A 14,763-nucleotide genomic window follows, 5' to 3' on the forward strand; every position below is an offset into this window, starting at 1 on the left:
AATTTAACGCAATGAAAACAGACGCATCTGGCATCTTCCTGTACCTGATACGCTATTTCGATAATTTGTTTTTAATGACGGCCTTAAAAACAACGTTAATTATCCCTTATATAAGAAGAGAGCATTATGTCCTCACATCCGATAGATTTTCTTTTACTTGGTAATAATTTTGGCACACCAGAAATGCGGGAAATCTGGTCAGAGCAAAATCGCCTGACACAGCAAATCAATGTCGAAGTTGCGCTGGCATTGGCCGAAGGTGAACTGGGTGTGATTCCGCAGCAGGCCGCGCTGAGTATTGCGGAGCTGGCCGATGCCAGCCAGCTGAATATAAAGGACATCGCCGCCTCCGGCGCGCAAATGAAACATTCCCTGATGCCGGTGCTCACCGCACTGCAACAGCAATGCGGTGACTCGGGGGAATACATTCATTACGGCGCAACCACGCAGGATATCATCGATACCGCCACCGTTTTACAGCTGGCACAAACTCTGAAAGTTATCGTCCGTGACAGCACCGCCGTGGCGAATGAGCTGAAAGCGCTGGCGCGTGAGCATCAGTACACGCTGATGGCTGGCCGCACCCACGGTATGCAGGCGCTGCCGACCACGTTTGGCTTTAAAGTTGCCGTCTGGCTGGATGAATTTATCCGTCATCTCGACCGCCTTGACACCATCACGCCGCGCCTGCTGACCGGCAATATCAGCGGCGCGATCAGTACCTACGCTGCGCTTGGCGAAGCGGGCCCGGAAGTTGAACGCCGTACACTGGCGCTGCTGAACCTCAATGCGCCGAATATCGGCTGGCAGGCTGCGCGTGACCGCTTTTCGGAATACGCCTCAGTGGCGGTGCTGATCAGCGGCACGTTGGGCAAAATCGGCAACGAACTTTACAACCTGATGCGCACCGAAATTAATGAAGTCGAGGAGCCGTTCAGCAGCGGGAAAATCGGCTCCACTACCATGCCGCATAAACGTAATCCCGCGGCCCTCGAAGGTCTCGCCAGCCTGACTCAGCCGCTGCTGCACAGCGCATCACTGATTTATCAGTCGATGCACGTGGAGCATGAACGCGATGCGATGAGCTGGCGCGCCGAGTGGATTGCCCTGCCGGAAATCTCGATTTATCTCTCTGCACAACTGCAAAACGCTCAGGCAATTCTCTCCGGCCTGACGGTCAATAAAGCCCGCATGCTTGCGAATTTGCAGATGCAGGACGGCCTGCTGCTGTCCGAAAAAGTGATGTTTGAGGTCGGTAAAAAACTCGGTAAACAAACCGCGCATCATCTGGTTTATGAATGCGCCATGCAGGCATTTGAAAAACGACTCGCTTTTAAAACCGTTCTGCTTGCGCATCCGGCGCTGGCGGCCTGTATGACTGAACAGGATCTTGACCACTGGTTAGATCCGGCTCATTACATCGGCTGCGCCGCGCAGAAAGTCGATGACGTCATCCGCTTTGCCGTGCAGTCCGGTCATCTGACTTCTCCTGAGGAATCCGGGTTATGACACAACATTTCAGGCGGCTGACGCTGGATGATAAACACGATTATCTGACACTGATGCTGGCCGCCTACGCGCCCATCAAAGCACTCGGGATTCAGTTTGATGCTGCCACCGCCGATCTGGTACGCGTGACGCGACACCTCGATGATCATGCGGTGTTTGCGCTCTTTGATGACCAGCGGATGGTGGCTTCGGTTACCCTGCGCTTCCCGTGGGGTGCCATGCCTGGCCCTCTGGGCCTGCCGCATATTGGCTGGTTTGGCACGCATCCAGATTACGCCGGTCAGAGCCTCGGCAAAAAACTGTTGGGCTGGCTGGAAGACAACATTCTGATCCGCGAACTGAAAGCCCCGGCTTACTCACTCGGCACCGCCACCAGCCATCCGTGGCTGCGCGATATGTACCTGAAACTGGGTTTTCAGCCGGTCTTCGAAAGAGACCTCGGCAAAGGACACACCACGCTGTACCTGAAAAAAATTCTCGATGAAAAAAGCCACGCCCACTGGCTGGAACGTCAGCCACCTACAGGAGTTTAAATGTCAGACATCACGCAGGAACATCAGCCACTGGCGGCGTTTATTCAGGATTTTCGCCACCACCTGCACCGCCATCCGGAGCTGTCCAACGCAGAATTTAACACCACCGCCAGCATCCGGGCGGTACTGGAGAAGCATCAAATCCGCGTAATAGATTTGCCGCTCAAAACCGGCCTGGTGGCAGAAATTGGCGGCATCAATCCCGGCGAACGGGTGGTGCTGCGTTCTGATATCGATGCCCTGCCGATTGAAGAAAACTCCGGCGTGGATTACGCCTCGCAAAATCCCGGTGTGATGCACGCCTGCGGCCACGATTTCCACGCCTCAGCGGCGCTTGGCGCAGCGATTTTGCTGAAAGCGCAGGAAGCGTTGCTTTCCGGCACGGTGCGCATTCTGTTTCAGGCGGCTGAAGAAACCGGTCACGGTGCTCCGGCGCTGATTGACACCGGCGCGCTCGACAACGCTGCCGTCATTTTCGGCATTCATAACGATCCGTCTTTGCCGGTCGGCGTTATCGGCAGCAAAGACGGCGCATTAACCGCGGGCGTGGATCGCTTTGCGATCGCCATCTCCGGTACCGGCAGCCACGCGGCACGTCCACACGAAGGCAACGACCCGATTATTATCGCCGGACAGGTGATTTCCGCGCTGCAAACCCTGATCGCCCGCAACGTGCCGTCCGCAGACAACGCGGTGGTTTCCATCACGCAGATTCACAGCGGAAGTACCTGGAACGTGATCCCGGATTCCGCCTGGCTGGAAGGCACCGTCCGCACCTTTAATCAGGGCACACGGGAACTGATCGAACGCCGTTTACGGCAGGTTCTCGCGGGCATCGCTGCGGCATTTGATACCGACATCCGCCTCGACTGGCAGCCGGGCCCGCCGTCAGTCGTCAACACCGCTAAATGGGTGGATTTCGCGCTGGCGCACGGTGAAGGCTCCGGCTTCGAAGCCCGCCGCATTGAAGCCAGCCCGATAGGGGAAGACTTCGCGTTTTATCAGCAAAAATTGCCCGGCGCATTCATCATGATCGGCTCCGGAGGCCCTTACGCGCTGCATCATCCGCAATTTCGCGTTGATGATCGCGCCCTGTTTCCGACGGCACACTACCTGTCGCAACTGGCGGTACAAGCGCTGCGCACTCTCAGTGCGGAAAAGGATAAAAGCGCATGAATCGACAAGCAGAAACCGACTTGCCGGGCATTGATTCTCATCGTTGACCCTTAATGGCCGATGAACCTGAATACCAGAGGCATCGGCAACGCCAGCGCGACGAGCGCCCGGTTTCTGGCGCTACCGCATGCGCTCTGCAAGCGTGAACCTTTTTTATTATCTCCGGTCGCTCAGGCCTGAAACGGGAAAGACACCGATGACATTAACGCAATCGCTGGCGAAACTTATCGTCAGCTCGTCCCCTTCCCCCGCGGCTCATGAAGCCGCACGCGAAGGGTTACTGGATTTTTTGGCGGTTACCCTGCCGGTTTTACGCGGCGACTTCCCCGATGCAGGGCTGAACAGTTTGCATCAGGTTTACCGCGCTGACGATCCGCCGACCCGCGCGTTGCTGCTCGGGTATGTCGGGCACGCGCTGGATTTTGACGATTTCCATCCCGATTTTCGCGGCCACCCCAGCGTGGTGATTTTGCCCGCGCTTCTGGCGCTGGCCTCACAAAGACCCGAGATCAATGGCGGACATTTTCTCGATGCGTACGTGACCGGAGTGGAAATGTCCGGACGCCTCGGGCTGGCCGTCGGTTCTCAGCATTACACTCTCGGTTTTCACAATACCGCCACGCTCGGCACGATTGCCGCCGCCGCAGCCTGCGCGCGGCTGGTGAATGCCACTGAACGGCAAACGGCGGTGATTCTGGGTATCGCGGCAACCCAGTCCGCAGGTTTACGTGCGCAGTTCGGCAGTGATGTCAAACCGCTGCACGCCGGTCTGGCGGCGCAAACCGCCGTCATTGCCACACAGCTGACGCTGGCAGGCTTTCACGGCCAGCCGGACAACGTGCTGGACAGCTTTTTATCGACTTATTGCGCCGGTCAGCAGCAGCCGCAAAAACTCATCTCAGGCTGGGGCACGCCGTGGCGGATTATCTCACCCGGTCTGGAATTCAAACCCTATCCGACCTGCGCAGGCACGCATAGCGCCGCCGATGCCGCACGGGCTCTCCGCCAGGAGTGGCTGCAAACGGGCAACAGCATGGATGCACGGATCGCGGCCATCGAGCGCATTGACGTGTCTTTTCCGCCGGGCGGCGATATTGCGGCGTCGGTGCGAAAACCCAACACCGGCGTTGAAGCCCGGTTCAGTCTGGAGTACGTGATTGCGGCGTGTTTGCTGCGCGGGGAACTACGCTTAGAGGATTTCTCATCGTCCCCGGTGGAGACAGATATTGCCGCGCTGGCAGAGAAGGTGGCGCGTTGCCCGGATTTCTCCGCGCCGCCGGACGAGCAGAACCCGGCCGCGCGTTTTCATCAGGTGACGGTGTTTTTGCGTGACGGCAGCGTGCTGCAGCAGCGCTTCACGCGGCAGCAAAGTCTGGCGATCCCGTTTGATTTACCGGCAAAACTGCGTGCCTGTTTGCCCAACTTCACAGACGCAAAGCGGATGGAGCTGGTGGCGCTGAGCAGGCTGGAAAACCGCGACAGTCTGCCGCGGCTGGTTGATATGTTATTTGCGAAACAAATTAACGCAGCGTCATTATAAAACCGTCGACAGGAAATGGCGGACACGGACGTTCTCCGTTTCATCGAGCACACTTTTCGTTGGCCCCGACGCCACAATCTTTCCGCCCTCCATAAAGATCACGTTATCTGCCACTTCTCGCGCAAAGCCGATTTCGTGGGTGACAATCACCATCGTTATCCCCGAATGCGCCAGCTTTTTAATCACCTGCAACACTTCGCCCACCAGTTCAGGATCCAGCGCGGAAGTGGGTTCATCGAACAACATCACTTCAGGGTCCATTGCCAGCGCACGGGCAATGGCTACACGCTGCTGCTGCCCACCGGAAAGCTGCTGCGGCCAGTCATCTTCACGACTGGCTAACCCCACCTGCCGGAGCAACGCGCGGGCTTTACTGAGTACCTGCTGACGGTTTTGCTTCTTCACCCGCAAAGGCGCATCGGTAATATTTTGCAAAACCGTGCGGTGCGGAAACAGGTTAAATTGCTGAAATACCATGCCGGTACGGCTGCGCTGCGCGGCGATTCTGCGGCTGCTCAGTTCATACAACGCCTGCCCTTTCTGCTGATAACCAACCAGTTCGCCACCGATACGGATCGTGCCACCATCCAGTTTTTCAAGATGATTAATACAGCGCAGCAAGGTGGATTTCCCTGAACCGGAAGGCCCGAGGATCACCGTGACCGAACCGGCCGGAATATCGAGGCTGATTTCATCCAGAATGGTATTACCGGAGAAACGTTTAGTGACTTTGCGAAATTCAATGGCTTCACCCATGGCTGGCTTCTCCTGCGCTGATACTGGGGGAACTCACCGCGCCTGATGCCGACGCTTTCCCGGCCTTGCGTTTTACCTTGCGGTGACTGCTGCGGCTGAAATGTCGTTCAACGTAATACTGAATCACTGAAAGCAATGATGTCAGCAGCAGGTACCACAAGGTGGCGACCAGCAGCAGCGGGATCACTTCATAGGTGCGCTGATAAATAATCTGCGCGGAGAACAGCACATCCTGTAATGAAATCACCGAGACAACCGCGGTGGTTTTCAACTGACCGATCACTTCATTCCCGGCCGGCGGCAGAATAGCGCGCATCGCCTGCGGCAAAATGGTGTGGAGGAATATCTGCGCCGGGCGGTAACCCAGAGCACGTGCAGCCTCGACTTGCCCGGTACCGACGCTCTGGATCCCGGCGCGGATAATCTCTGCGGCATAGGCAGACTGATGCATGACTAATGCAATCACGGCAGCGCTGAACGGGCTAATCAGTGAGTTCGCGGAAGCGCTCCAGATTTCCCCGACCCACGGCAGCGAAAGCGAAATATTTGGATAAAGCGCGGCAATGTTGTACCAGAGAAACAACTGAACCAGCATCGGCACCCCGCGGAAAAACCAGGTATATCCCCAGCTGACAGCGACCAGCACCGGATTGGATGACAGACGCATCAGCGCCAGAATCGTGCCGCCTGCAAAGCCCAAAATCACGGAAATTGCGGTCAGTTGCAATGTCATCAGTACGCCCTGAACGATCGACGGACCGGTAAAGTTTTCGGCAATCACCGACCATTCAAAACGCGGATTGCTGAGCATGGAGTTCCCCATAGCCAGCAATATCAGCAGAACTATCAGGGCGCTTATCCAGCGCCCGATATATTTTTTACCGATGATCCGCAGTTCTTCCGGCTGCCGATCGTGTGTTTCACTGCTCATCCGAAAATCTCTTCATTGCGTTTCGACTCTTTGACTGCGCCAAAACCGATGGACCATTTATCGAGGATCTGCTGGTAAGTGCCGTCCTTGATCAGCGAGTTCAGGGATGCCTGCACCGCCTCTTCCAGCGCCGACTGTTTAGGGAATGCCACGGATACAGGCGCATCATCAACATGAATAGTGCCGGTCAGCGTCAGCGGTTTAACCTGGCTAACCTGATACGTCAGACCTTCATACGGGCCGAAGAACATCGGTACGCGACCGCTGACCACGGCCTGTACGCCAGAAGGGCGATCCGGGAAGACGGCAATCTTGATCGGCGGTTTCCCCGCATCAGTACAAATTTTGCTGGCCGCTTCAAGACGCCCGATCTGCGTCGTGCCCGCGCCGGCGCCCACTTCCTGCCCGCACACGGCATTAAAAGAGGTAAATGGCGCAATATTAGCGTCTTTACGCGAGATAACCCCCAACCGCGACGCATCGTAGTAACTGACGAAATCGACCTGCTCGAGACGTTTTTTGGTGGCATTGATATTGGATAGCGCGACGTCATAGCGACCGGATTTCAACCCCGGAATGATATTGTCGAAACCGCCGGTATCCTGCCAGCGCACTTCCACACCGAGCCTTGCCGCCACGGCATTCATCACATCAATCTCACGCCCGGCGAGCGTTTTATTGTCTTGCTGGAAAAAAGTGGTTGGCGGCGTATTCGGATTGGTGCCTGCAACGATATACCCGCGTTTAGCGATATCCGGCGGAAGCTTACTTTTCAGCGCCTCATCAGCGGTGACATGAAAGGTGGTAGAAGACGGAACAATCTGCCCGGCAGCCCACGCAGAAGAGAGATTCCCGGCAATCAGCAAAGGGAGGAGTAATTTAGATAATGTCATAAAGAAGCCTTTTCCTGGTGAAAACCTGTAAAAACCACAAAAGAGGTGTGGTAAAAGAGGCAAAGCCATCAGAGGAGTTTTATCGTTCACAGAGCAACCCCCTCCCTGCCTTAGACATGATTTTGCGGGCATATACCTTTTACTGACAAATGAGAAAAAGAGATAAAGATTGCGAAAAAGTGGCAAAGTCAGAGGCGGACTGAAGAACGGTTTTAATTCAAACTCAAGGTCAACACCGTGGGTTCGCAGCACACACCAGCCAAAAGGGTTGTCAACGGATAGGGGCGGTACAGGAGGAGAGAGCAGACACCGGGGTGTCTGCCTGATGCATTGACGGTAAAGCTACCAGCCGCAAACGTTGGTCTCTTCATCCGATTCATAACCGCGCACGATATTAATCAGATCTTTGATGGCATCGGCAGCCACGCCCGGCGCCTGCAGTTCACTCAGGGAGGCAAACTCCTGATCCACCGATACGCCATTATTATTATTGGTCACCGACAGCGTGAACCCCTTCCCTTGCGTATTGTCAGACGACAGCCGGGCAACCAGTTCCGCCAGCGCCTGCTCGGCCATGGCGGGAATATATAGCGCCATCGGCTTCAAATAGACTTTCTCTTGCCTGTCATTATTGTTGCCATTCGCAACAGCCAGTGAATAACCCCTGTTTTCGTCGTTCATACCGGTAACCTTACCCCTCTATCAGAATTTGAGGATCAACATAGAAATCCACATTGAAGACGGTGTCTTCAGTCAAGGCTTCAATTCGGTGCCATTTCTCCGGCGGAAATACGCCAAACTGGCCGGCTTCAATCGTCAGTGTGTCCACCGGCTGCGGGCTGGTCTCATCGGCATAGCCGTAATAGCGGATAGTCCCCTGCATCACAGCCAGACGGGGATAGACCCCCTGCCGCGTTCCGGCATCCAGATGTCGCTGCCAGATTGAAGCGGGCGCTGTCTCTTTCGTCCACAAAGGCGTAGTGCGCGTGTGAACATAATGGGTGGGAATAATAATTCGCTGCATGATTCGGCCTCTCTTTCCGCACCCTTGCGTGCGGTGGCAACGGTGAAATATGTTGCATATGATATACCCCTTTCAATCACTGAGGGTATTATTTTTAGAGAGGATAATTTTCTACCCCTGTTAATACTCAATAAGGGTTAGTTTTGTTTAAATATAAAGATGGACGGATCTGATGAGTCAGATCCGCAATAAGACAGGAGCGCAGATGATTTATTTTAGCGGCGTGTTCAGGGGGCCGGGTTTACCAATTAGATAACCCTGAACCAGATCGCAACCTAATTGTTGCAGCGACTGGAGTTGTTCTTCTGTTTCGACGCCTTCGGCGACAATACACATATGCAAACTTTTCCCCATACTGATGATCAAACGCACAATATCGAGATCGTCTTTTTGCTGCGGAATATTAATCACGAACGAGCGATCGATTTTTATCTTATCAAACGGGAAATAGCTCAGCCGCGACAATGACGAGTAGCCGGTACCAAAATCATCAATCGAAATCTGGATCCCCAGCTCGCGCAACTGGCTGAGGATCTCTAAGGAGCGGGTGTTTTCATTGAATACGTCCGACTCGGTAATTTCCAGATCCAGACGATGCGGATCGAGACCCGTTTTTTGCAATACGTTGACAATCACCTCGGTCAACGAGCAGTTAATCAACTGAATCGGCGACACGTTTACCGAGACCTTAAGCGGCGATGACCAGCGCGCCGCCTCTTCGCAGGCGGTGCTGAGCACCCACTCGCCGAGGGCGTTTATCATGCCCGTTTTCTCGGCTATCGGAATAAAGGTGCTCGGGGGAACCAGGCCACGTATCGGATGGAACCAACGTACCAGCGCTTCATAACCGTAAATTTCGCCGCTGACCGTATCGGCTATCGGTTGGTAATAAACCCGGAATTCATCATTATCGAGCGCCTGCAGCAGGTCATCCTCAAACGATTTATTCTCCTGGAGACGTTGCAGCATACCGGGACGGAAGACCTTAACGGTACCTGGGCCCTCTTTTTTCGCCTCATACAGCGCAAGATCGGCGCATTTATACAAATAATCGGTACGCGTTTCGCGATCGGAAAGCACGATGCCGATACAGGCATCGATGTTGATCATCGAGTCATAGATTTGATAGGGCTGGGTGATTTTTTCCCGAATCACCATCGCCCGTTCCAGCGCCATCTCTTCGCTCAGGTCGCAGGAGATCAGCGCGAACTCATCGCCTCCCAGACGATAGAGCGTTTCCGCGGTTTTACGGAAAAACGACAGGCGACTGGCCAGTTCCTGCAGCAGTTTATCGCCGGAATCGTGGCCCAGGGTATCGTTGACTTCTTTAAAATTATCGAGGTCGAACAGCATCACCACGGCACAACCATCGTAAGGCCTGACCTGATTGACGATTTCCTGCAACTTTTGCCAGAAGGAGAGCCGGTTAGGCATACCGGTCAGCGAATCATGGTAGGCATCGTACTGCAAGCGGCGGTTTTGCACCTGCAGTTTCTCTTTTGATAACTGCAGATCGTCGGCCAGCAGTTTCATTCGCACGTGGGCGCGGCGCAGATTATTATTCTGCCGCAGCATCAACAGCCCCAGCGTAATACAGGTTGTAATCAACAGGATGGAGATAATTGAATAGATATAATACAGATTCTGAATTTTATCGTGGGTATGATTAACCACGTCAATCCCCTGCACCAGCGAGGTGGAGGAAAGCGAGGTCATCGGGCCGTCAATCTCTCTCATTTTGCTTAACACCACCTTAATCTGGGCAGGTGTCATCTTATCCAGCCCGCTATCGAGCTGCTGCAAAATACTGTTCAGACGATCGACGGTGGCCTGGCGCCCGGCATCTTTATGAATAAAATTCCCCAGGTCGCCCTGCTGCAACAGCTCCACCTGGCTCAACATAATATCCAGACGCAGACGGACCTGATCGTGGTCAGCGCTCTCCACGCCAAGCGCGTATGCGCCTAAACACGACTCCAGCCGCATGTACTCGGAAACCACCTGAGAGACTGACCAGGTATCCGTATAGCGGGTTAATTTCTGCAACTCACTTTGACGCTCATGCACCAGATACATAATGTATCCGGTGATGATGAACAGCGACAAAATAATTCCAGTAAGTATTCGATTCAAGATCAAACCCTTACTCTATGATAATTTTTGAAACTTGCCACGCCGAACGGGAATAATAAACCTGGTTTTGCAGTTCAGGGCTGCTATCGTACGGATAAACAATAAATAAAGGGCCTTTATCACGGATGTGCATATATTCGCCATTCAATTTTAGCGCGAGGATAACAGGGAACTTGCGAAAATCATCAAGCGGGACCGTCGTCGTATAGTCGTTCAAGGCAATGACCTTGGCCGTTGTCCCCCTGGCGCCGACTAAATCCATGAGTTTGCTAAGGGAAACGCCATCAAAGCGCACTTTTCCTGAGTACCAGGGCGTGGTGGTGACAATCGTCTCCATCCCCAGTTTTTCTAATCCAGCCAGGTCAAACACCGCGGTATCGCCTGCATTTGTATTTCCAATCAAGCCGGAAATGGTTAAAACAGGCTTCCCGACTGGGGCAGACAATTTTTCTGCAAAAGCATTAGGCAAAACCATAACACAAAATAAAACTGCGAAAAGTAGACGCATTTAGCTCACCATTCAGGAATTGGAGATAAGTTAATTGTAAACCATTAAGGCCAATTCTTAAAAGACGTCAGCAGCGGGTTGTGAGGTTCTCGATTAAAAATATTCTCTCTTTCCAGAACACTCTGAACCCGTGTTTACGCCTGACGATAAAAAGCACATTTTTTACCATTAAAGCAGTACTTTCGGTAAAAATCTTTTCTCTCATCCGGTGGCGCGGTAGTCTCTGTACAGACGCCGCCAGGACTGCGTCTCATTCCAATAATGATAAACACAGCAACAGACAGGACAGGTATGGACTCAACGCTTATTTCCTCCCGCCCCGGCAGGGAGACATGCTCACTCAATCGCGCCAGAAGAGCTGCCTGGGGCAGCTTTGCCGGCGCCGTGGTTGACTGGTACGATTTTTTACTCTACGGCATTACCGCCGCCCTGGTTTTTAACCGCGAATTTTTCCCGCAGATTAGCCCGGCAATGGGCACGCTGGCCGCCTTTGCCACTTTCGGCGTCGGTTTTCTGTTCCGCCCCCTCGGCGGTATCATCTTCGGTCATTTCGGCGATCGCCTTGGGCGCAAACGAATGCTGATGATGACCGTCTGGATGATGGGAATTGCGACCGCCTGCATCGGTCTGCTCCCTTCTTTTAATCAAATCGGCTGGTGGGCCCCCGTGCTGCTCGTCACCCTACGCGCTATTCAGGGCTTCGCCGTCGGCGGAGAATGGGGCGGTGCGGCGCTGCTGGCAGTAGAAAGTGCACCCAAAAATAAAAAAGCCTTCTATAGCAGCGGGGTCCAGGTGGGGTACGGCGTGGGTCTGCTGCTTTCCACCGGCCTGGTCTCGCTGATCAGCGCCAACACCACCAACGAGCAGTTTCTCAGCTGGGGCTGGCGCCTGCCGTTCTTGTTCAGCGTGGTGCTGGTGTTAGTCGCGCTGTGGATCCGCAACGGTATGGCTGAATCAGCTGAATTTGAACATCAGCAGCAGGAGGCCCATCTAAAGACGGCCAAAAAACGCCTGCCAGTGGTCGAAGCCCTGTTCCGTCATCCCGGCGCGTTTTTGCTGATTATCGCCCTGCGTCTGTGCGAACTGCTGACCATGTATATTGTCACCGCCTTCGCCCTGAATTACTCAACGCAGAATCTCGGCCTGCCGCGTGAGCTGTTCCTGAATATTGGTCTGCTGGTCGGCGGGATTAGCTGTCTGACGATCCCCTGCTTCGCCTGGCTTGCGGATCGCTTTGGCCGTCGGCGGATCTACATTACCGGCGCGTTCATCGGCACGCTCTGCGCGTTCCCGTTCTTTATGGCGCTGGAAAGTCAGTCGTACTTCTGGATCCTCTTTTTCGCCCTGATGCTGGCTAATATTTCCCATGACATGGTGGTTTGCGTTCAGCAACCGATGTTCACCGAGATGTTTGGCGCCAGCTATCGTTATAGCGGGGCTGGCGTCGGATATCAGGTCGCCAGCGTCATTGGCGGCGGCTTTACGCCCTTTATTGCCGCGGCGTTAGTCGCCTTCTCCGGTGGTGCCTGGCACAGCGTGGCGATTTACCTGACCGGCGGCTGTCTGCTCTCCGCTGTCACTGCCATGTTGATGAAAAAGAACCCTCGCGCCTGATGGCGTGGTGCGCGGCGGGAAACCGCCGCGCAGATGGAGACCTTATGATTCAGGATAACCGCCCGGCCTGCTGGCCGGCACAGTTTCATCCTCAACCGCTGCCGCTGCGCTACTGCCCTGACCCGACGCTGGCCGAGCAGCCGCTGTTTGAGCAAGCTCGCCGCGGCGAAGCGGCGGCGCAGATCTGGCAGGCTCCGCAAGGGCTGGTGGTCCCCGGTAGCTATCGCAAATTCAGTGAACTCAGCGCCGTCAGCGCGCTTTTTTCCCGTCGCGGCTGGCCGGTGTGGCTGCGCCGCTCCGGCGGCGGCCTGGTCCCACAGGGCCCCGGGATTATCAATCTCAGCCTCGCCTGGCCGGTCACGCAGCCGCTGGGCGAAGCGGCAGAACCTATTTATCTACAGCTCTGCGGGCTCCTTCAGCGCACGCTGGCGACGTTTGGCGTCGGGAGTCATTATCAGGCGGTGACAGGGTCATTTTGCGACGGACGCTACAACCTGGCCTGCGGCGAGGGCGACCATGCCCGCAAAATTGTCGGCACCGCCCAGTACTGGCGGCCGCTGGCCGCTGATCAAGGACATGTGGTGCTTGCTCATGCGGTGATTTTGCTGGACACCGATCTGATCGGCGCCCATCAGGCCGCGAATGATTTTGAAGCGCGCCTCAACAGCGGCCGGGTCTATCGGGCTGATAAGACCGTAACCCTGGCGCAGCTGCTGCCCGGCGAAACAGACTTGCTTCCCCGCTTTCACCAGGCGCTGACAGAACAGCTGGCGCTTTTCAGTTGAAGGTGTGCTTCAAATAGTGGCTGAACGTCTCGACCGCGCGGAGCATAGGGCCGGATGACATACGGGTTTGGCGCGAAGACCTCAACCGGTCGCCAGCCTGGCAGCAACTCCTGCACCAGCCCGCGACCAATGGCCTCCCGGGCGCTGAAATCAGGCAACAGCGCAATACCCAGCCCTGCCAGCACCGCATCACGAAGCGATTCGCTGTTATTGGTGGCGAACGGGCCATGAACCTTGACACTCAGCCGTTCGCCCGGTTGCTCGCGGGACTCAAACGTCCACTGCGGGCTTTGCGTCCCGCGCGGATAGGTCAGGCACTGATGGTGGCGCAACGTCTCCGGCGAGTCCGGGCGACCAAAGCGGCGGATATACTCTGCCGAGGCGACAATCAGCGTCGCCCAGTATATAACCGGAGAGCTGTAACCCTCCCGGCACCGTGCCGTTATGCTTTCGGCGCGGTGGCCATTCGCCTTCGCGCCTTTTGCTCGATATTTTCCAGCAGTTCTGTACATCATCCTCATCAATATCAAGGAACTGACCGTCGAGAAGCGCGGCATGAATATCTTCGCGGGTCACCGGGATCCCCAGCGGCACGATGTTGGGTTTGACCTCTTCAGCCGCCAGAGAGTGAGGATAGCGCCGCCCGACGAGGTTGTTGAAGATGATTGCCAGTAACGCCAGCATCATTGAATTGAGCAGTACCGGCGTCAGGACAAAGTGGTATCCCGCGCTATGGACGCCCGCTCCGCCGAGGATCGCCGTCAGCGCAACGGCGCCGCCGGGCGGATGCAGACAGCGGAGGAAATACATGGCGGCAATGGCCAGTCCGGCTGCCAGACCGCAGGCCAGGGCAAGATGAGGCACCCACATCCCTACGGTCACGCCGATCAGCGCCGACACCACATTGCCCCCGACGATTGACCAAGGCTGCGCCAGCGGACTATTCGGTACGCCGAACAGCAGCACCGCGGAGGCCCCCATCGGCGCGATAAACCACAGATTCATTTCACCCAGCAGCCAGTGGCTGAACAGACTGGTGACGGCCAGCCCCGTACCGGCACCTAACGAGCCGAGGAGGATATGTTTTCCGGCAACGGGCAGCGCATGCGGCTTTAATCGCCCAAGAAAAATGCGCACCCGCGAGAACAGTGCGGTCGGTAAAACGCTTAACATCGAACGGCTCACTCACGTCATAGGAATAACTTATATTTTATTTTCATTTTTTAACCATATTTTAACAACCATATCTTTCGCAGGGTGACTTCCCCGCGGAATTTAGCGGTACGCCGCCGTTATGTGATCGCGGAACACTACGTTAGAATCATTTCCCCACCGGGATTTAACCCACTCTACGGATTGAA

Annotated in this window: 13 protein-coding genes and 2 pseudogenes; 6 read left to right on the plus strand and 9 right to left on the minus strand. The window is 55.3% G+C overall.

Annotated features, from left to right (window positions below; genetic code table 11):
• Positions 1–126 precede the first annotated feature (126 nt).
• The 4 genes from purB to FNY10_RS12870 all read left to right on the plus strand — a co-directional run bounded on the left by purB (position 127) and on the right by FNY10_RS12870 (position 4,758).
• Positions 127–1,509, plus strand: a complete 1,383-nt coding sequence (gene purB / locus FNY10_RS12855) for an adenylosuccinate lyase (RefSeq protein ID WP_141964281.1) — start codon at positions 127–129, stop codon at positions 1,507–1,509.
• Positions 1,506–2,042: a GNAT family N-acetyltransferase gene (locus FNY10_RS12860; RefSeq protein ID WP_160702698.1), complete on the plus strand. Its 537-nt coding sequence runs from the start codon at positions 1,506–1,508 to the stop codon at positions 2,040–2,042. Before purB ends, FNY10_RS12860 begins: the two co-directional genes overlap by 4 nt.
• Positions 2,043–3,218, plus strand: coding sequence for an amidohydrolase (locus FNY10_RS12865; RefSeq protein WP_160702700.1), 1,176 nt, complete (start codon positions 2,043–2,045; stop codon positions 3,216–3,218).
• A gap of 196 nt (positions 3,219–3,414) precedes the next feature.
• Positions 3,415–4,758: an MmgE/PrpD family protein gene (locus FNY10_RS12870; RefSeq protein ID WP_160702702.1), complete on the plus strand. Its 1,344-nt coding sequence runs from the start codon at positions 3,415–3,417 to the stop codon at positions 4,756–4,758.
• Here FNY10_RS12870 and FNY10_RS12875 read toward each other — a convergent pair.
• The 7 genes from FNY10_RS12875 to FNY10_RS12905 all read right to left on the minus strand — a co-directional run bounded on the left by FNY10_RS12875 (position 4,753) and on the right by FNY10_RS12905 (position 11,003).
• Positions 4,753–5,514, minus strand: coding sequence for an amino acid ABC transporter ATP-binding protein (locus FNY10_RS12875; protein WP_131048071.1), 762 nt, complete (start codon positions 5,512–5,514; stop codon positions 4,753–4,755). The genes FNY10_RS12870 and FNY10_RS12875 overlap by 6 nt on opposite strands.
• Positions 5,507–6,445: an amino acid ABC transporter permease gene (locus FNY10_RS12880; protein ID WP_160702704.1), complete on the minus strand. Its 939-nt coding sequence runs from the start codon at positions 6,443–6,445 to the stop codon at positions 5,507–5,509. The genes FNY10_RS12875 and FNY10_RS12880 overlap by 8 nt, the downstream gene beginning before the upstream one ends.
• Positions 6,442–7,338, minus strand: coding sequence for an ABC transporter substrate-binding protein (locus FNY10_RS12885; RefSeq protein ID WP_131048073.1), 897 nt, complete (start codon positions 7,336–7,338; stop codon positions 6,442–6,444). Before FNY10_RS12885 ends, FNY10_RS12880 begins: the two co-directional genes overlap by 4 nt.
• Positions 7,339–7,680: 342 nt before the next feature.
• Positions 7,681–8,019, minus strand: a complete 339-nt coding sequence (locus FNY10_RS12890; protein ID WP_100684172.1) for a DUF1869 domain-containing protein — start codon at positions 8,017–8,019, stop codon at positions 7,681–7,683.
• A gap of 10 nt (positions 8,020–8,029) precedes the next feature.
• The gene (locus tag FNY10_RS12895) at positions 8,030–8,362 is read right to left on the minus strand and encodes a DUF1971 domain-containing protein (protein WP_160702706.1); all 333 of its coding nucleotides are present in this window, start codon (positions 8,360–8,362) and stop codon (positions 8,030–8,032) included.
• 210 nt (positions 8,363–8,572) lie between these two features.
• Positions 8,573–10,495, minus strand: coding sequence for a putative bifunctional diguanylate cyclase/phosphodiesterase (locus FNY10_RS12900; RefSeq protein WP_131048074.1), 1,923 nt, complete (start codon positions 10,493–10,495; stop codon positions 8,573–8,575).
• A 10-nt stretch (positions 10,496–10,505) separates the two neighbouring features.
• Positions 10,506–11,003, minus strand: coding sequence for a molybdopterin-dependent oxidoreductase (locus tag FNY10_RS12905; RefSeq protein WP_131048075.1), 498 nt, complete (start codon positions 11,001–11,003; stop codon positions 10,506–10,508).
• A gap of 291 nt (positions 11,004–11,294) precedes the next feature.
• On the opposite strand from FNY10_RS12905, the gene shiA reads away from it, so the two are divergent.
• Together shiA and FNY10_RS12915 are read left to right on the plus strand one after the other, a co-directional pair.
• Positions 11,295–12,617: a shikimate transporter gene (gene shiA, locus FNY10_RS12910; RefSeq protein WP_160702708.1), complete on the plus strand. Its 1,323-nt coding sequence runs from the start codon at positions 11,295–11,297 to the stop codon at positions 12,615–12,617.
• Positions 12,618–12,661: 44 nt separating this feature from the next.
• Positions 12,662–13,402, plus strand: a complete 741-nt coding sequence (locus FNY10_RS12915; RefSeq protein WP_160702710.1) for a lipoyl protein ligase domain-containing protein — start codon at positions 12,662–12,664, stop codon at positions 13,400–13,402.
• On the opposite strand, the pseudogene FNY10_RS12920 reads toward FNY10_RS12915, so the two are convergent.
• A pseudogene (locus FNY10_RS12920) lies at positions 13,395–13,815 on the minus strand (LysR substrate-binding domain-containing protein); the annotation flags it as partial. The gene FNY10_RS12915 and the pseudogene FNY10_RS12920 sit on opposite strands and share 8 nt — an antisense overlap.
• 29 nt (positions 13,816–13,844) lie before the next feature.
• Positions 13,845–14,575, minus strand: a pseudogene (locus FNY10_RS12925) (HPP family protein).
• Between the last annotated feature and the right edge of the window lie 188 nt (positions 14,576–14,763).

Source organism: Klebsiella sp. Lac1, from assembly GCF_009825425.1.
Taxonomy (GTDB): Bacteria; Pseudomonadota; Gammaproteobacteria; order Enterobacterales; family Enterobacteriaceae; genus Klebsiella; species Klebsiella electrica.

What these genes read in the sequence shown, in the direction of transcription:
- FNY10_RS12865 (WP_160702700.1), top strand. Translation starts at nt 2,043, where the DNA reads ATGTCAGACATCACGCAGGAACATCAGCCACTGGCGGCGTTTATTCAG.
- purB (WP_141964281.1), top strand. Translation starts at nt 127, where the DNA reads ATGTCCTCACATCCGATAGATTTTCTTTTACTTGGTAATAATTTTGGC.
- FNY10_RS12870 (WP_160702702.1), top strand. Translation starts at nt 3,415, where the DNA reads ATGACATTAACGCAATCGCTGGCGAAACTTATCGTCAGCTCGTCCCCT.
- FNY10_RS12890 (WP_100684172.1), bottom strand. Translation starts at nt 8,019, where the DNA reads ATGAACGACGAAAACAGGGGTTATTCACTGGCTGTTGCGAATGGCAAC.
- FNY10_RS12875 (WP_131048071.1), bottom strand. Translation starts at nt 5,514, where the DNA reads ATGGGTGAAGCCATTGAATTTCGCAAAGTCACTAAACGTTTCTCCGGT.
- FNY10_RS12905 (WP_131048075.1), bottom strand. Translation starts at nt 11,003, where the DNA reads ATGCGTCTACTTTTCGCAGTTTTATTTTGTGTTATGGTTTTGCCTAAT.
- shiA (WP_160702708.1), top strand. Translation starts at nt 11,295, where the DNA reads ATGGACTCAACGCTTATTTCCTCCCGCCCCGGCAGGGAGACATGCTCA.
- FNY10_RS12860 (WP_160702698.1), top strand. Translation starts at nt 1,506, where the DNA reads ATGACACAACATTTCAGGCGGCTGACGCTGGATGATAAACACGATTAT.
- FNY10_RS12915 (WP_160702710.1), top strand. Translation starts at nt 12,662, where the DNA reads ATGATTCAGGATAACCGCCCGGCCTGCTGGCCGGCACAGTTTCATCCT.
- FNY10_RS12895 (WP_160702706.1), bottom strand. Translation starts at nt 8,362, where the DNA reads ATGCAGCGAATTATTATTCCCACCCATTATGTTCACACGCGCACTACG.
- FNY10_RS12885 (WP_131048073.1), bottom strand. Translation starts at nt 7,338, where the DNA reads ATGACATTATCTAAATTACTCCTCCCTTTGCTGATTGCCGGGAATCTC.
- FNY10_RS12880 (WP_160702704.1), bottom strand. Translation starts at nt 6,445, where the DNA reads ATGAGCAGTGAAACACACGATCGGCAGCCGGAAGAACTGCGGATCATC.